The organism is Janthinobacterium sp. SUN026 (assembly GCF_030397625.1).
Taxonomy (GTDB): domain Bacteria; phylum Pseudomonadota; class Gammaproteobacteria; order Burkholderiales; family Burkholderiaceae_D; genus Janthinobacterium; species Janthinobacterium kumbetense.
The window spans coordinates 465,149-479,961 of record NZ_JAPQNU010000001.1 but is presented as its reverse complement, the minus strand read 5'-3'; the positions used below and the strand labels follow the sequence as shown (position 1 = coordinate 479,961).

The following is a 14,813-nucleotide window of genomic DNA, read 5'->3' as shown; positions in this document are numbered from 1 at the left end:
CGCTACAGCCTGCGGCTTACTTCGCGCTTTCCTTGTTGATGGCCGAGATCAGATCTTTGCCGATGCGCGCTTCCATGGCCTTCTGCACGGGCGCCAGCGCCTTGCGCCACTCGGCCTGCTCCTGCACCGTCAAGGTATAGATCTGCGTCCTGCCCGCCTTCTTGATGGCGTCGAGGGCCTGGTCATTGTCGCGCTGGGCGATGGCTTTTTCAAACGTGGTCGCCTCGCGCATGGCTTTTTCCAGCTGGCCGCGGATTTCGGGCGGCAAGCCATCCCAGAATTTCTTGTTGACAATGACGGCATAGCCCAGGTAACCGTGGTTCGACACGGTCACGTGCTTTTGCACTTCATGCATCTTTTGCGTGTACATATTCGATGGCGGATTTTCCGTACCGTCGACCACGCCCGTCTGCAGCGCCTGATACACTTCCGAGAAGGCCAGCACCTGCGGGTTGGCGCCCAGCGCGCGCATCTGTGCGTCGAGCACCTTCGACGACTGGATGCGCATTTTCAGGCCCTTGAAGTCGGCCGGCGTATGCAGCGGCTTGTTGGCCGACATCACCTTGAAGCCGTTATCCCAGTAGGCCAGGCCCGTGATACCCTTGGGTTCCAGTTTTTTCAGCAGGCTCTTGCCGATTTCGCCTTCGGTGACGTTGTACAACGCCGTCTTGGTGGGGAAGATGTAGGGCAGGTCGAACGCTTCGAATTCCTTTACGCCCAGGGGGCCGAACTTGGCCAGCGACGGCGCCAGCATCTGCACGGCGCCCAGCTGCAGGGCTTCGAGTTCTTCCTTGTCCTTGTACAGCTGGCTGTTCGGGTAGAGTTCGACCTTGACCTTGCCATTCGTGGCTTTCTCGGCCAGCTGCTTGAAGCGCTCGGCGGCCTGGCCTTTCGGCGTATCGGTGGCCACGACGTGGCTGAATTTGATGACGATGGGCGCTTGCGCGTAGGCGTGGACGCCGGCGGTGGCGCCGATGGCAGCGCACAGTGCGACGAACAGGGTTTTCATTGGCGGCAGTTGCATTTTTGTCTCCTGAGTGGTTTTTTAAAAAACTTTATTTTTTGTCTACTTGGATATTGTGCCAAAGAAACTACTCCGGCTATTGTGGTTAACCACAATAGCCGGCTCCCGATAAGCCGCTACCCTGCCAGCCATGCCGACTTCCCCCACCTTTGCGCGCCGTTTCAAGCTATCGAGCCCGATGCGCTGGCTGCTGCCCGTCATCCTGCTGCTGCTGTTCCTGTCCATCCTGTTCTGGCTGCCCTGGCAGGCGCGCCAGATGGAAAGCAACGAACGCCAGGAGCAGCTGATCGCCGACACCCTGTGGGTCGAGCAAACCATCCGCTTCCAGCTGGCGCGCAACGAGGAAAGCCTGTTCAACCTGGGCGTGGACATCGCCAGCGCCTCGCTGGGCGCAGAAAAAGTGCACGAACGGCTGCAGCAGATGCTGCGCAATGGCCGCGAATTGCAGCGCGTGCTGTGGCTCGACACCAGCGGCAAGGTGCTGGCCACCAGCGACAACAGCCTGCCGCATGCGTTGTCGTTTTCGCCAGCCTCGCTGACGGCGGCCGACAATGCGCGCCGCCTGCACCGGGGCCAATATGCCCAGCCTTCGCAGCAAAGCGGCTTTCCCGACGCGCCGCCGGGCGCCATGCTGATGGATTACCACCAGCCCCTGTTCGACGGCCAGCGCTATGTCGGCAGCCTGGTGGCCACCTACCAGATCAGCAGCCTGCTCGATGAAATGGTGCCGTGGTGGTTTGCGCAGGATAACCAGATTTCGCTGATCGACCGCGACGACAAGGTGCTGGCGCGGCGCGCCGCCGCCGGTCCCGGCCACGGCGTGTACACGCACAAGCGCGCGCTCGACGTGCCCGGCGCCACCATCACCCTGTTTACCGACAGCGTGAAAAGCCAGCCCAAGCTGCTGCCCAATCTGCTGGTCGGCTCCGTCATCGCCCTCTCGCTGGGTTTATTATGGAGCCTGCTGGCCCTGTGGCGGCATATTTCGCGCCGCCTGGTGGCCGAGGGCGCGCTGCGCCAGCAGATGCTGTTTCGCACGGCGATGGAAAACTCGCTGGTGACGGGCATGCGCGCACGCGACCTCGAAGGAAGAGTCACGTATGTGAATCCCGCGTTTTGCCAGATCGTCGGCTATCCGCCCGAGGAAATCCTGGGCCGCCTGCCGCCCATGCCCTACTGGGTGCCCGAGGCGCTGGAGGAATACCAGCAGCGCTTCGTCAAGGCCCTGGCCGGCAATCCCACGCCGCAGTTCGAAACCTATTTCCAGCGCCCCGACGGCACGCGCGTGGCGGTGCTGATCTTCGAAGCGCCGCTGGTGGACAAGAACGGCCAGCAGACGGGCTGGATGGGTTCCGTGCTCGATATCTCGGACCGCAAGCGGGTCGAGGAACTGAATCGCCAGCAGCAGGAAAAACTGCAAACGAGTTCGCGCCTGGCCACCATGGGCGAGCTGGCGTCGATGCTGGCGCACGAATTAAATCAGCCGCTGGCGGCCATTTCCAGCTACACCACGGGGGCGCTGAACCTGATCCGCCGCGCCATCGAGCATGACGCCCCCGTCGATCCGGGCACCTTGAAACCGGCGCTGGAGCAGGCCAGCGCGCAGGCGCAGCGGGCCGGCCAGATCATCCGCAGCGTGCACGATTTCGTGCGCAAGAGCGAGCCGCAGCGCCAGGATATCGCCATCCGCACCCTGATCGACGGCATCCGCGCGCTGATCGACCTGCAGGCGCGCAAATACTATGTCACCATCCAGGAAGAGCTGCCGCCGGACCTGCCGCTGCTGCGTGCCGATCCCGTGATGATCGAGCAAGTGCTGCTGAACCTGACGCGCAACGCCATCGAAGCCATGCAGGATGCGGCGCCGGGACGGCGTATCATGCGCCTGCGGGCCAGCCACGACGCGCAGCAGGGCATGGTGACGGTGGACGTGATCGACCATGGCCACGGCATCCCGCAGAACGTGGCCGAGCGGCTGTTTTCGCCGTTTTTCTCGACCAAGTCCGAAGGCATGGGCATGGGGCTGAACATCTGCCGCACCGCCATCGAATTTCACGGCGGCGCGCTGACCTTCGGCGCCAACCCCGCTGGCGGTACGATCTTTACATTCAGCGTGCCGGCCGCGCCGCGCGCGCCGCACTCGCCTTAACGAATAACGCATAACGACAATCCGGAGACACCATGCTGCACATCATTGACGACGAAGAGGTCGTACGCGACTCCCTGTCCTGGCTGGCTGCCTCGCGCAGCATCGAGGCGCGCAACTACGCCAGCGCCCAGCAATTCCTCGATAGCCTGGACGGCAGTTTCGACGCCGCCGGCGACTGCGTGCTGCTCGACGTGCGCATGCCCGACATGAACGGCATCGCCCTGTTCGACCAGCTGGTCAAGCGCGACCTGACGGCGCGCCTGCCCGTGATTTTCCTCACCGGCCACGGCGACGTGCCGATGGCCGTCGACAGCCTGAAACGGGGCGCCTTCGACTTCTTTGAAAAGCCGTTCAACGACAACGACCTGATGGACCGCGTGCAGCAGGGCCTGGCCAACTCGCGCCAGGCGGGCGAACTGGCCGCCGTGCACGCGCGCCTGGCCACCCTGTCGACGCGCGAACGCGAAGTGCTGGACCTGATTTTGGCGGGGAAGATGAACAAGGTGGTGGCCGACAAGCTGGGCATCAGCATGCGCACCGTGGAAGTCCACCGCGCGCATATCTTCGACAAGATGCAGGTCAAGACGGCGGTGGAGCTTGCGGGGTTGTTGAAGTAGACTGAAATCCGGCGTCAGACCCCGGATCGAGGTTTCAAGTATCTAATCAGTCGTCGTGATGCTCATGGTGCTCTTCCACGCCATGCTTCCAGTAGCTGGCCACGTGCAGATGCTGCTTCGGCACCCCGGCGTCGATGAAATGCCCGCGCAAGCCCTGCACCTGCGCATGCTCGCACGCCACCCACACGTAGCCATCGCCATCCTGCGGCAAGGCGACCTGCGCCAATTCCTCCAGCAGCAGCGGTCCCTTGCGGCCATGGCGCGCCACCCAGCGCACGTCCAGCTGCGCCGCGCACTCCAACGCGATCTGTTCGCCGTTTTCGACGATCTCGATCACGGCCGTCGCGCGCGCCGTGGCCGGCAGCTGCTCCAGGCGGCGGGCAATGGCCGGCAAGGCCGTCTGGTCGCCCACCAGCACATACCAGTCGAAATCAAGCGGCACCAGCATCGAGCCGCGCGGTCCGCCCACGCCCAGGGTCTGGCCGGGTGCAGCTTGCGCCGCCCAGCTGGCTGCGGGGCCGTCGCCATGCAGCACGAAGTCGATTTCCAGCTCGCGCCGCGCCGCGTCGTAGCGGCGCGGCGTGTAGTTGCGAGCGATGGGACGCGCGCCTTCCGCGTACTGGATGGGATTCGAACCATTGCCCAGCACGGGAAACACGGGAGTGGTCTCGCCGGAGGCGGGGAAGAACAGTTTCACGTGGTCGTCGTGCGCCGGCGAGACAAATCCCTCCAGGTCGTCGCCGGCCAGGGTGATGCGGCGCATGTGCGGCGTCAGCTGCTCGGTGCGCACGACGGTGAGCACGCGCAGTTTCAAGTCATGCCGCACGCGCTCGATGGCATGCGGACGTGGTGCGGCAGTTGAGTCAGTAGTCATTGCTTATCCTTGTAAAGTAGGCTCAGTGGCCATCGACGATGGCGTTGGCCGCCTGTTCCAGCACGGCCGAGACGCGCTCGGCTTCCGCGTCGCTCCAGCTGCTCTTGTTCAGCAAGAGCGCATGCTTGAGGGTGTGCATGGCCTGACGCACGCGCTCGGGCAAGGCGTTGCGCGCCTGGACGCGGGCAAACATGTCGAGGCGGGCCAGGATGCCGTCCACCTGGGCGCGGTTCTCGTCGAGGTAGGCGCGGCCCAGGTCCGTGATCGTGTAGAGCTTCTTGCCGCTGGCGCTTTCGGAGGACGTCACGTGGTCCTGCTCTTCCAGCAGGGTCAGGGTCGGATACACGGCGCCCGGGCTGGGGGCATAGGCGCCGCCGCAACGCTCTTCGATGGCCTTGATGATTTCATAGCCGTGGCGGGGGCTGATCTCGATCAGCGCCAGCACGATCAGCGGGAGGTCGCCGCGGCCGAAGACGCGCTCGGCCCGTTCGCCGCGCCCACCCCTGCCACCGGGGCCGCCAGGGCCCATGCCGTCGCCGCGCTCGTCGAAGCCGCGCGGACCGCGGCCATGCATGGCGTATTCGCCGCGGTGCTCGTGGCGGTGGTCGTGACGGTGCTCGCCGTGATGGTGGTGATGATGTTGGCCGCAATGGCCATGTTCTGCGTGGTGTGAGTTTCTCATGTTTTCTCTTTAAAGATATATCGTTAGTAGGTATCGCCATTTTATAACGATATATCGATAAGTCAAGGAGAAATTTGTTATGCTCGTCTTTCTCCAATCGACACGCCCCTGCCATGCCTGACAAAACTGTCCTAGAAAAAATGTATGTGAAAAATGCCACGGCCCTGGCCGTGCTCAATGACGGCGGCGAGCATGGGGAATTGCTGGCGCAGTTGCCGCCAGAGCGGCTTGTGCGGGAAGGTGAAAATGCCGACTGGATCGTGCTGTTCGCGCGCAGCCGCGCGGAACTGGAACAGTTCCTGCCGGTGGCGCAGGCGCGCTTGGCGCCCGGCGGCGCGGTCTGGGTGGCGTACCGCAAGGGTGGCGTGAAGGCGGGCAGCGACATCCACCGCGACGATATCCGCAATTTTGCGCAAACCATGGGACTCGACAGCGTGGCAATGATCGCCATCGACGCAAACTGGTCGGCGCTGCGCCTGAAGCAGGCTTGAGAGGGGGTTAAACGACGCCGTGCAAGGCCAGCGCCCACTCGACGTGCTCGCGCACGATGGCCGACGGGTGCTCGCGGCGCGACAGCAGGGCCGCGACGATGTCGGCCTGGCCCCGGGCCTTGGCGGCCGCGTTGCCCATGCCGACGGCCAGGTTGCGCAGCCAGCGTTCGTGGCCGATGCGGCGAATCGCGCTGCCTTCCATGCGGCGGTTGAATTCTTCTTCCGTCCAGGCGAACAGCTCCACCATACCGGCGCTGCCCAGGCTGTGGCGCTCGTCGAAATCGGGCACCACGGCGCGCTGAGCGAACTTGTTCCACGGGCAGACGGTCTGGCAATCGTCGCAGCCGTACACCTTGTTGCCGATCAAAGGCCGCATCTCGACGGGAATGGCGCCCTTCAATTCGATGGTCAGGTAGGAGATGCAGCGGCGCGCGTCGAGCTTGTGCGGCGCCAGGATGGCTTGCGTCGGGCACACCGTGATGCATGCCGAGCACTGGCCGCAGCGCGGCGTTTCCGGCGGGTCGACCGGCAGCGGCACGTCGATGAGGATCTCGCCAAGGAAAAAGAAGGAGCCGCCCTGGCGGTTGATCAGCAAGGTGTGCTTGCCGCGCCAGCCCAAGCCCCCTTTTTGCGCCAGCTCGACTTCCATCACGGGCGCCGAATCGCTGAAGACGCGGTAGCCGAAGTCGCCGATCTCGCCCTTGATGCGCTCGGCCAGCTGCTGCAGGCGCGAACGCATCACCTTGTGATAGTCGCGGCCCCGCGCATACACGGAGATCACGGCCGCCGCAGGATCAGCATCGCGCGCCGCCTCGCGTTCGCGCCAGTCGGGCCCCAGCGCCGGCGGCAGATAATTCATGCGCGCGCTGATGGCGCGCACCGTGCCTGGCACCAGTTCGGCCGGGCGGGCGCGCTTCATGCCGTGGCTGGCCATGTAATCCATTTCGCCGTGATACCCTGCATCGAGCCAGGCCTGCAAGGGCGCTTCCATGTGCGACAGGTCCACGTCGGCGATGCGCACCTCGGCAAAACCCAGCTCGCGCCCCCATTCTTTAATGGTACGCGCTAGAAAGGCGAGATCGGTGACGGTGGCGGACATAGGGGACTTTACGGAAAACGGCAGGCGCGCGGGCGGTTACAATGACAGCAGCCTCCATTTTATGCGATACAGAAGATAATGACCGAACACTTCAAAGCCCACCTCCACGACGAAGCCGGTACCGCCGCGCTGGGCGCCGCGCTGGCGCGCGCGCTGGCGCCGGGCCTGGCCATCTACCTGCACGGCGACCTGGGCGCCGGCAAGACGGCCCTTACCCGCGCCCTGCTGCACGCGGCCGGCCATGCTGGACACGTGAAAAGCCCCACCTACACCTTGTCCGAACCGTACACGGTGCGGCTCGATGGCCAGAGCGTCAACGTCATCCACTTCGACCTGTACCGCATGGGCAGCGCCGAGGAGTTCCTCGACGCCGGTTTTCGCGAAGACTTCGACGGCCGCAATATCTGCATCGTCGAATGGCCGGAGAAAGCCGAACCGGTGCTGCCGCCGGCGGACCTGAATATTTATTTGAACGTTGCGGGTACAGGACGTGATGTAGAATTGCAAGCGTCTTCTGAATTGGGTCTGTCATGCCTTCACCGTCTCAAATTCGCCCCGAACCTTTGATCTCCTCGCCCATCACCCGGCGCACGGTGCTCAAGGCCGGCGGCACCCTGCTGTTGTCCGTGTTCGCGCCCATGTCGGCGATGGCGGCGCAAATTCTCGCCGTGCGCGTCTGGCCGGCCGAGGACTACACCCGCGTCACCCTGGAAAATGACAGCATCCTCAAGGCGACCCACTTCATCGTCAAGGACCCGGAACGGCTGGTGGTCGACATCGAAGGGCTGGAACTCAATCCCACCCTGAAGGGCCTGGTGGCGAAGATCCAGTCGAACGACCCGTACATCAAGCAGGTGCGCGTGGGCCAGAACCGGCCCAACGTCGTGCGCCTGGTGTTCGACCTGAAAGAGGAAGTCACGCCGCAGCTGTTTACCCTGCCGCCGGCCGGCTCCTATAACCACCGTTTGATCTTCGACCTGTATCCCGTGCGCGAGCCGGACCTGATCGCGCAGATGATCGAAAAGGGCGACTGGTCGAGCGACCCGGCCAAGCCGCCCATGGCCGGCACGCATACGCCGCCGCCCGCGCTGCCCCTGCCCGAGAGCGGCAAGCCGCCCGTGGCCGCCGTGGCGCCGCCGGTAGCGCCCATCGTGCCGCCCGTACCCGACGTCCGTCCGGAACAGCGCCCCGAAGCGCGCCCGCTGCCAGGCCAGAAAGTGGTGCGCATGATTACCATCGCGCTCGATCCCGGCCACGGCGGCGAAGACCCGGGCGCCATGGGCAGCAGGGGCAGTCGCGAAAAAGACGTGGTGCTGGCCATCGCCAAGCGCCTCAAGACCAAGCTGGAACTGCAGCCGAACATGCGCGTCATGCTCACGCGCGACGCCGATTTCTTCGTCCCGCTGGGCATGCGCGTGGAAAAGGCGCGCAAGGTGCAGGCCGATTTGTTCGTCTCCATCCACGCCGACGCCTTCATCCAGCCGACGGCGCGCGGCTCGTCCGTCTTCGTGCTGTCCGAAAAGGGCGCCACTTCGACGGCCGCGCGCTGGCTGGCCAACAAGGAAAACCAGGCCGACCTGATCGGCGGCGTCAACGTGAAGAACCACGACAAGCAGCTGGCCAGCGTGCTGCTCGACCTGTCGACGACGGCACAGATCAATGACAGCATGAAGCTGGGCAAGGCCGTGCTGCGCGAAATCGGCGGCATCAACCGCCTGCACAAAGGTTCCGTCGAGCAGGCCGGCTTCGCCGTGCTGAAGGCGCCCGACATTCCCTCCATCCTGATCGAGACGGCGTTCATCTCGAATCCGGAAGAAGAAGCCAAGCTGACCGACAACGGCTACCAGGACCAGATGGCCGACGCCATCGTCACGGGCATCAAGAATTACTTTGCCAAGAATCCGCCGCTGGCGAAAAGCCGCCTGACCTGACATGAAAGCCTAGCATGAGCAACAGCACTTTTGGCCAGCTGCCGGCCGTGACCATCCGCGCCGCAGACGGCGCGCAGGCGACCGTCACCCTGTACGGCGGCCACCTGGTCTCGTGGCAGACCAGCGATGGCCAGGAGCGCCTGTTCTGCAGCCGCGCATCGAGCCTCGATGGCAGCCGCGCCATCCGTGGCGGCGTGCCCGTGATCTTCCCCCAGTTCGGCGCGCGCGGCACGGGCATGCGCCACGGCTTTGCGCGCGTGGCGACGTGGCAGCTGGAATCGACGGGCGACGCCGATGGCGCAGCCTGGGCGCAATTTGTCCTGACCCAGGCTGACTTGCCGGAAGCTATCGCCGCCGCCTGGCCTTATGCCTTCACCCTGCGCCTGCGCGTGGCCGTCAAGGCGCAATCGCTGGAACTGCACCTGTCCGTGCACAACACGGGCGAACAGGCGTTTCCGTTCTCGGCCGCCCTGCACAGCTATTTTGCGATTGATCAATTGAGCGAGGCGCGCATTGGCGGCTTGCAGCGCGTGCGCTATTCGGACGAGACGCCGCAAGACGCCTTGCAGGCGGAAGAGGTGCTGCAATTCGAGGACAAGCTGGACCGCATCTACTACCAGTTGCCGGGCGCCTTGAGCCTGCAATCCGGCAGCCATACCCTGCGCCTGGAACAGCAGGGCTTTACGGATGCCGTCGTGTGGAATCCCGGTGCGCAAGACGCGGCCGCCCTGTCCGACCTGGCCGACGACGAGTACCAGCGCTTCCTCTGCATCGAGCCAGCCCTGATCCAGCCCGATACGCTGGCTGCCGGCGCCGAATGGACCGGCCGCCAGCGCCTTGAATTTATATAAGAGTGACTGAAAAAGTCCAGGGCTAGGCGCCTCGCCGAAGACAGTACGCATGTACGACGAGGCGGGGTAACAACGCCATGGGCTTTGCTCAGGCGCTCTTAATTCGACTCCTTGATGATGCGGCCGTTGGCAGGCTGAATCGGGCGCGCATTCAAGGGATACAAACGGCTGAACAGCGCCATCTGCGCCGGCGAAGCCTGCACCGGCTGCTTCATCACCATCCACAACACGCCTTCGCTGCAAGGCGGCTCCGTCATCGATCCCATGTAGGTGTAGTAATCGCGCCGCGTCGGCAGCATCTCGGCCGGGTCGAGCAGGATGGTCGGCTGCATGGTCTCGAATTTTTCCAGCGGCAGGTTATTCCACACGGTCTGGATGGTCGCCTGCGGCGCGCCCCGCTCCAGCAGCAACGCCAGCACGGCTTGCCGGCCTTCCGCATCGCGGTGCACCAGATGCACCACCATCTCGAAAGCCTTGCCATTGATGCGCTCTTCGGACGGCCGGTGAAAATGGAATTGCTGCAGTTCGAACATGCGGTTCTGCACCGTGATGTAATTGCCGCCGCTGACGCCCACCTGCACCGTGTGGCCATTGTCGACCACATTGAACGACGACGGGTGGTAGTCAAAGCTGATCTGTTCAAGCTCCACCTTCATGCCATCGCGGATATCGATCGGCGACTGGCGGCTGCCATTGCCGCACTTGGCCCAGTCGACATTGATCTTGCTCCAGTTGGACGGGCCGCTGTCGCCCTCGTACGACCAGTGCGTGCCGCGCGGCACGGGTGGCGGTGGCGGCGGCGCGGCCTTCACCACGGCGGCGCGCTTGGCGCGGGCGGCGGCGCGGGCCGCCTGGGTGGCGCGCATTTCCGCCAGGCGCGCCGCGATGCGTTCGGACAGGTCGACTTCGGCCGCTTCTTCCTTCTCGCGCGCCGTCGGCGCGACGACGACAGGCGCCTTGGCCTCCTTGCCCTTCACCGATTCGGTCAGGGTTTTCATGGCGGCCGCACGCGCCGACGCCGACATGGGCGCGGATGCAGCGGCGCTCGCCGAAGCGGGGGCATCTTTGGCGCTTGCCATGGCCGCCATCGCGGCAAGGCTGCAAGCTAACAGGGCGCTCAAATGTCGCATGGAAATCCAGAAAGTGAGAATACCCTCTGGTTTACGGCTGGAAAGCAACAAAACTTGAATCAGGGCGGGAGTAAAACAGAAACAAGACAGAGAAAAACGGGATCCGGGGCCGGCTGCGGGCTGTGCCGCAGCGCGCTTGCCCCGGATCCATGCGGCCTTACGCCGACTTGCCGACCATGCGCTTGTAGAGTTTCCACATGCCGCCCAGTACCACCGGCACGACGGCGGCGCCGACTCCGATCAGCACGATCAAGGTCAGGTGGTCGCGGATCCATGGGATATTGCCGAAGAAGTAACCGGCCGTCACCAGACCGACCACCCACAACAGGGCGCCCGTCACGTTGTACATCTGGAAGCGCGCATGCGTCATGTCGGAAATGCCAGCCACGAACGGCGCGAAGGTGCGCACCACCGGTACGAAACGGGCCAGGATGATGGTCTTGCCGCCGTGCTTTTCAAAGAATTCATGCGTGCGGCGCATGGCATCCTTGTTGATCCAGCGGTAATCGTGGGTAAACACCCTTTGCCCGATGGCCTCGCCTATCCAGTAATTGAGCGTGTTGCCCGTGACGGCGGCCGTCACCAGCAAGGCTATCAGCAAGCCCAGGTGCATCTGTCCCGTCGCGCAAAACGCGCCGGCGATAAACAATAAGGTATCCCCAGGGAAGAAAAACAGCACCACGAGGCCTGTCTCGCAAAAAATAATGGCAAACAGCACCGCATACACGAGGGTACCGTACTGCTCGATCAAGAGACCCAGCGTCTTGTCGACATGCACGATCATGTCGAGGAATTGCACAAAATCCATATATTTTTCCCTAAAGGTAGCGGCGGAATCATACACCACCCAGCCAGCGCAACGGCAGTCCCCAGGCCGATATTTCGTGATTAATTCGGCAGCGCCCTTGGCGGCGTGGCATTTTAAGTAAAGGTTAAGGAAACGCCTTATCGGCAGGCAACTGTCAGGATTGCCATATGCAATGTTTTTCCAACGAAATATTGGCATTCCGGTATACACTTTCTGCACGGCGCAACCCGCGTCGACCAGGAGAAAACATGTATCGACACCCACTGAGCGGCCTGACCATGGCCACCGTACTGGGCCTTGCACATCTGACTGCCCACGCGGCGCCCGTCCAGATCAAGGCGCCCGCCGAACTGCCCGCCAAGGCGACCTTGGCCGACGTGATCAAGGCTTCGAAGCCGTCCGACTGGCGTGCGCTGGACCCGGACAACACCCTGTACCTGGACATTCCCGCCGGCCGCGTGGTGATCGAACTGGCGCCGGACTTCGCGCCGAAACACGTGGCCAACATCAAGGCCCTGGTGGCCGAGCAGTATTACGACGGCCTGGCCATCACGCGCGCGCAGGACAACTGGGTGGCGCAGTGGGGCGATCCGAACGAGAAAAATCCAAAACCGATCCAGCATGCCCGGCGCACCCTGCCCGGCGAATTTACGGTACCTTTGACAAACGTCAAGAGCTTCACGCGCCTGCCGGACGTCGACGGCTATGCGCCGCAAGTCGGCCATTCGAACGGTTTCCCGTCCGCGCGCGATCAGAAAACCGGCACGGCCTGGCTCACGCATTGCTATGCCACCGTGGGCGTGGGGCGCGACAGCGCCAGCGACAGCGGTGGCGGCACGGAGCTGTACGCCGTCATCGGCCAGTCGCCGCGCCACCTGGACCGCGACATCACCGTCGTCGGCAGAGTCGTCTCCGGCATGCCATTGCTGTCCACCCTGCCCCGCGGCACGGGCCCCATGGGCTTTTATGACAGCCCCGAGAAAAACGTGCCGATCAAGGCCATCCGCCTGGCTGCCAGCGTGCCTTTGGCGCAGCGCAGCAACCTGGAAGTGATGCGCACCGACAGCGCCGCCTACCAGGCCGTGCTGGAAGCCCAGCGCCACCGCGGCGGCCCGTGGAGCAAGGTCACGGCCGGCCATGTCGACGTGTGCAATGCGCCGATACCGGTGCGGGAGGTGGCGAAGTAGCCGGTGCCCGGCAATTCGCAACCCGTTATAATCAGGGGATGAACGCTCCCATCACGCCCCACCGTCCGATCCAGGCCCTGCCTGACCAGTTGATTTCGCAAATCGCCGCCGGCGAGGTGGTCGAACGGCCATCCGCCGTCGTCAAGGAGCTGCTGGAAAACGCGCTCGACTCGGGCGCCACGCAGATCACGGTACGGCTGGAAGAAGGGGGCGTGAAACGCATCGCGATTACCGATAACGGGCGCGGCATCGATAAAGATCAGCTGCCGCTGGCCCTGGCACGCCACGCCACGTCGAAGATCGCGTCCCTGCACGACCTGGAAAACGTGGGTACCCTGGGCTTTCGCGGCGAAGCACTGGCCTCGATCGCTTCGGTCGCCGCCGTCACCGTGACGTCGCGCACGGCCGACGCGGCCCACGCCTGGGAAATCGTCGGCTCGCACAATGGCAGCGTCTCTCCGTCGTCAGGCGCGCACGGCACCACGGTCGACGTGCAAGACCTGTATTTCAACACGCCCGCGCGGCGCAAATTCCTCAAATCGGAACAGACGGAGTATGGCCACTGCGCCGAAGTCGTGCGCCGCATCGCCCTGGCGCGGCCGGACGTATCGTTCTCGCTGTCGCACAACGGCCGCACCATCGACCAGTGGAATATCAGCGAACTGGCCAAGCGCAGCGCCCACATCCTGGGCAATGACTTCGCCGAAGCCCGCCTGGCGCTGGACGAATCGGCCGGCACCTTGCGCATCCACGGCTTTGCCGGCTTGCCAACGGCGTCCAAGGCGCGCGCCGACGGCCAGTTCTTTTATGTCAACGGGCGCTTCGTGCGCGACAAGCTGCTGGTGCACGCCGTGCGCATGGCCTACCAAGACGTGCTGCACGGCGACCGCTTTCCCTCCTACGTGCTGGCGCTCGACCTCGACCCGGCCCTGGTCGACGTCAACGTGCACCCGTCGAAGATCGAAGTGCGCTTCCGCGACAGCCGCTCCGTGCACCAATTCGTTTTCCACGCCGTGCAGCGCGCGCTGGCGCAAACGTCGGCCACGGCCTTCGGCAGCGTGCCGGCGCCCCTGCCGGCCGCCTCCAGCCTCGGCGGTGATACCGCGGGCGCGGGTTTGGGTGGACCTGGCATCTGGCGCCGCGAACAGACGCAAACCTCGTTCGGCGCGCAATTTACGAATACCTTCGCGCCCGCCTCGCCCGGCGCGGCCCGCCCCTTCTTTGCCGACGCGCCAGGCGTGGCCCAGGACACGGCGGCCTACGGCGCCCTGTTCGGCGGCGCCGCATCCTCGCCGATCACGCAGGCGGAGCCCTACATCGCCTCGCCCGAAGCGATGGCGCGCGAAGAATATCCGCTGGGCTTTGCCCTGGCCCAGCTGCACGGTATTTATATATTGGCGCAAAATACCAAGGGCCTGGTGCTGGTCGACATGCACGCCGCGCACGAGCGCATCCTCTATGAACAGCTGAAAAACGCGCTGCAGGCGCAGGTGTCCGGGCAGGACATGCAAGTGCAATCCTTGCTGATCCCCGTGACCTTTTATGCGGACGCCATCGAAGTGTCGACGGCGAATGAAAACCAGGACACCTTGAAGGCGCTGGGCTTCGACATCGCTGCCCTGTCGCCCACCACCCTGGCCGTGCGTTCCGTGCCGACCCTGCTGAAAAACGCCGATGCGCAAACGCTGGCGCGCGACGTACTGCGCGACGTGCGCGAATACGGAGGCTCGCGCGTGCTGATCGAGCGCCAGAACGAATTGCTGGGCACCCTGGCCTGCCACACCGCCGTGCGCGCCAACCGCATCCTGTCGGTGCAGGAAATGAACGCCCTGCTGCGCCAGATGGAGAGCACGGAACGCGCCGACCAGTGCAACCATGGCCGGCCGACGTGGGTGCAGGTCGAAATCAACGCGCTCGATAAACTGTTCCTGCGCGGCCAATAAAAGAGCCTGAAAAACGTCCATGGCGGC

At 64.2% G+C, this 14,813-nt stretch carries 15 protein-coding genes; 9 read left to right on the top strand and 6 right to left on the bottom strand.

Translation table 11 applies throughout. The annotated features are described in order from the left end of the window. Positions 1–16 precede the first annotated feature (16 nt). Positions 17–1,009: a TRAP transporter substrate-binding protein gene (locus OX459_RS02270; protein ID WP_251351784.1), complete on the bottom strand. Its 993-nt coding sequence runs from the start codon at positions 1,007–1,009 to the stop codon at positions 17–19. A gap of 145 nt (positions 1,010–1,154) precedes the next feature. On the opposite strand from OX459_RS02270, the gene OX459_RS02265 reads away from it, so the two are divergent. Together OX459_RS02265 and OX459_RS02260 are read left to right on the top strand one after the other, a co-directional pair. Beyond that, positions 1,155–3,173, top strand: coding sequence for a PAS domain S-box protein (locus OX459_RS02265; RefSeq protein WP_289903628.1), 2,019 nt, complete (start codon positions 1,155–1,157; stop codon positions 3,171–3,173). Positions 3,174–3,205: 32 nt separating this feature from the next. Continuing rightward, positions 3,206–3,790 carry a response regulator gene (locus tag OX459_RS02260; protein ID WP_034780029.1) on the top strand — a complete coding sequence of 195 codons (585 nt, stop codon included), beginning with the start codon at positions 3,206–3,208 and terminating at the stop codon, positions 3,788–3,790. 46 nt (positions 3,791–3,836) lie between these two features. Here the strand turns inward: OX459_RS02260 and OX459_RS02255 are convergent, their stop codons facing one another. Both OX459_RS02255 and OX459_RS02250 read right to left on the bottom strand, forming a co-directional pair. After that, positions 3,837–4,664 (bottom strand): siderophore-interacting protein, encoded by an 828-nt coding sequence (locus OX459_RS02255; protein WP_289903626.1) that lies wholly within the window; start codon positions 4,662–4,664, stop codon positions 3,837–3,839. A gap of 22 nt (positions 4,665–4,686) precedes the next feature. Then, the gene (locus tag OX459_RS02250; protein WP_289903624.1) at positions 4,687–5,346 is read right to left on the bottom strand and encodes a PadR family transcriptional regulator; all 660 of its coding nucleotides are present in this window, start codon (positions 5,344–5,346) and stop codon (positions 4,687–4,689) included. Positions 5,347–5,492: 146 nt separating this feature from the next. Here OX459_RS02250 and OX459_RS02245 point away from each other — a divergent pair, with 146 nt between their 5' ends. Then, positions 5,493–5,837 carry a DUF3052 family protein gene (locus OX459_RS02245; protein ID WP_289903623.1) on the top strand — a complete coding sequence of 115 codons (345 nt, stop codon included), beginning with the start codon at positions 5,493–5,495 and terminating at the stop codon, positions 5,835–5,837. A gap of 7 nt (positions 5,838–5,844) precedes the next feature. Here the strand turns inward: OX459_RS02245 and queG are convergent, their stop codons facing one another. Then, on the bottom strand, positions 5,845–6,936 hold the full coding sequence (gene queG / locus OX459_RS02240) for a tRNA epoxyqueuosine(34) reductase QueG (protein ID WP_289903621.1): 1,092 nt from the start codon (positions 6,934–6,936) through the stop codon (positions 5,845–5,847). 78 nt (positions 6,937–7,014) lie between these two features. Between queG and tsaE the strand changes: the two genes are divergently transcribed. Genes tsaE through OX459_RS02225 form a run of 3 tightly spaced genes read left to right on the top strand, consistent with a single transcriptional unit; the run spans position 7,015 to position 9,718 of the window. Continuing rightward, a complete protein-coding gene (gene tsaE / locus OX459_RS02235; protein WP_092714150.1) occupies positions 7,015–7,503 on the top strand; it encodes a tRNA (adenosine(37)-N6)-threonylcarbamoyltransferase complex ATPase subunit type 1 TsaE in 489 nt (162 codons plus the stop codon). Beyond that, on the top strand, positions 7,467–8,867 hold the full coding sequence (locus OX459_RS02230; RefSeq protein ID WP_289903617.1) for an N-acetylmuramoyl-L-alanine amidase: 1,401 nt from the start codon (positions 7,467–7,469) through the stop codon (positions 8,865–8,867). The genes tsaE and OX459_RS02230 overlap by 37 nt, the downstream gene beginning before the upstream one ends. A gap of 14 nt (positions 8,868–8,881) precedes the next feature. Beyond that, the gene (locus OX459_RS02225; protein WP_289903615.1) at positions 8,882–9,718 is read left to right on the top strand and encodes a D-hexose-6-phosphate mutarotase; all 837 of its coding nucleotides are present in this window, start codon (positions 8,882–8,884) and stop codon (positions 9,716–9,718) included. 98 nt (positions 9,719–9,816) lie between these two features. Here OX459_RS02225 and OX459_RS02220 read toward each other — a convergent pair whose 3' ends face one another. Next, the gene (locus OX459_RS02220) at positions 9,817–10,797 is read right to left on the bottom strand and encodes a carbonic anhydrase family protein (protein ID WP_289903613.1); all 981 of its coding nucleotides are present in this window, start codon (positions 10,795–10,797) and stop codon (positions 9,817–9,819) included. On the opposite strand from OX459_RS02220, the gene OX459_RS02215 reads away from it, so the two are divergent. Next, positions 10,715–10,906, top strand: a complete 192-nt coding sequence (locus tag OX459_RS02215; protein WP_251351786.1) for a hypothetical protein — start codon at positions 10,715–10,717, stop codon at positions 10,904–10,906. The two genes, OX459_RS02220 and OX459_RS02215, sit on opposite strands and share 83 nt — an antisense overlap. Positions 10,907–11,005: 99 nt before the next feature. On the opposite strand, the gene OX459_RS02210 is transcribed toward OX459_RS02215, so the two are convergent. After that, positions 11,006–11,656: a VTT domain-containing protein gene (locus tag OX459_RS02210; RefSeq protein ID WP_071075583.1), complete on the bottom strand. Its 651-nt coding sequence runs from the start codon at positions 11,654–11,656 to the stop codon at positions 11,006–11,008. 248 nt (positions 11,657–11,904) lie between these two features. On the opposite strand from OX459_RS02210, the gene OX459_RS02205 reads away from it, so the two are divergent. Together OX459_RS02205 and mutL are read left to right on the top strand one after the other, a co-directional pair. Then, positions 11,905–12,843 (top strand): peptidylprolyl isomerase, encoded by a 939-nt coding sequence (locus OX459_RS02205; RefSeq protein WP_289903611.1) that lies wholly within the window; start codon positions 11,905–11,907, stop codon positions 12,841–12,843. 38 nt (positions 12,844–12,881) lie between these two features. Then, positions 12,882–14,786 carry a DNA mismatch repair endonuclease MutL gene (gene mutL / locus OX459_RS02200; RefSeq protein ID WP_289903609.1) on the top strand — a complete coding sequence of 635 codons (1,905 nt, stop codon included), beginning with the start codon at positions 12,882–12,884 and terminating at the stop codon, positions 14,784–14,786. Positions 14,787–14,813: the final 27 nt, after the last annotated feature.

What these genes read in the sequence shown, in the direction of transcription:
- queG (WP_289903621.1), bottom strand. Translation starts at nt 6,936, where the DNA reads ATGTCCGCCACCGTCACCGATCTCGCCTTTCTAGCGCGTACCATTAAA.
- tsaE (WP_092714150.1), top strand. Translation starts at nt 7,015, where the DNA reads ATGACCGAACACTTCAAAGCCCACCTCCACGACGAAGCCGGTACCGCC.
- mutL (WP_289903609.1), top strand. Translation starts at nt 12,882, where the DNA reads ATGAACGCTCCCATCACGCCCCACCGTCCGATCCAGGCCCTGCCTGAC.
- OX459_RS02225 (WP_289903615.1), top strand. Translation starts at nt 8,882, where the DNA reads ATGAGCAACAGCACTTTTGGCCAGCTGCCGGCCGTGACCATCCGCGCC.
- OX459_RS02260 (WP_034780029.1), top strand. Translation starts at nt 3,206, where the DNA reads ATGCTGCACATCATTGACGACGAAGAGGTCGTACGCGACTCCCTGTCC.
- OX459_RS02210 (WP_071075583.1), bottom strand. Translation starts at nt 11,656, where the DNA reads ATGGATTTTGTGCAATTCCTCGACATGATCGTGCATGTCGACAAGACG.
- OX459_RS02220 (WP_289903613.1), bottom strand. Translation starts at nt 10,797, where the DNA reads ATGGCAAGCGCCAAAGATGCCCCCGCTTCGGCGAGCGCCGCTGCATCC.
- OX459_RS02265 (WP_289903628.1), top strand. Translation starts at nt 1,155, where the DNA reads ATGCCGACTTCCCCCACCTTTGCGCGCCGTTTCAAGCTATCGAGCCCG.
- OX459_RS02205 (WP_289903611.1), top strand. Translation starts at nt 11,905, where the DNA reads ATGTATCGACACCCACTGAGCGGCCTGACCATGGCCACCGTACTGGGC.
- OX459_RS02230 (WP_289903617.1), top strand. Translation starts at nt 7,467, where the DNA reads ATGCCTTCACCGTCTCAAATTCGCCCCGAACCTTTGATCTCCTCGCCC.
- OX459_RS02255 (WP_289903626.1), bottom strand. Translation starts at nt 4,664, where the DNA reads ATGACTACTGACTCAACTGCCGCACCACGTCCGCATGCCATCGAGCGC.
- OX459_RS02270 (WP_251351784.1), bottom strand. Translation starts at nt 1,009, where the DNA reads ATGAAAACCCTGTTCGTCGCACTGTGCGCTGCCATCGGCGCCACCGCC.
- OX459_RS02250 (WP_289903624.1), bottom strand. Translation starts at nt 5,346, where the DNA reads ATGAGAAACTCACACCACGCAGAACATGGCCATTGCGGCCAACATCAT.
- OX459_RS02215 (WP_251351786.1), top strand. Translation starts at nt 10,715, where the DNA reads ATGGCGGCCGCACGCGCCGACGCCGACATGGGCGCGGATGCAGCGGCG.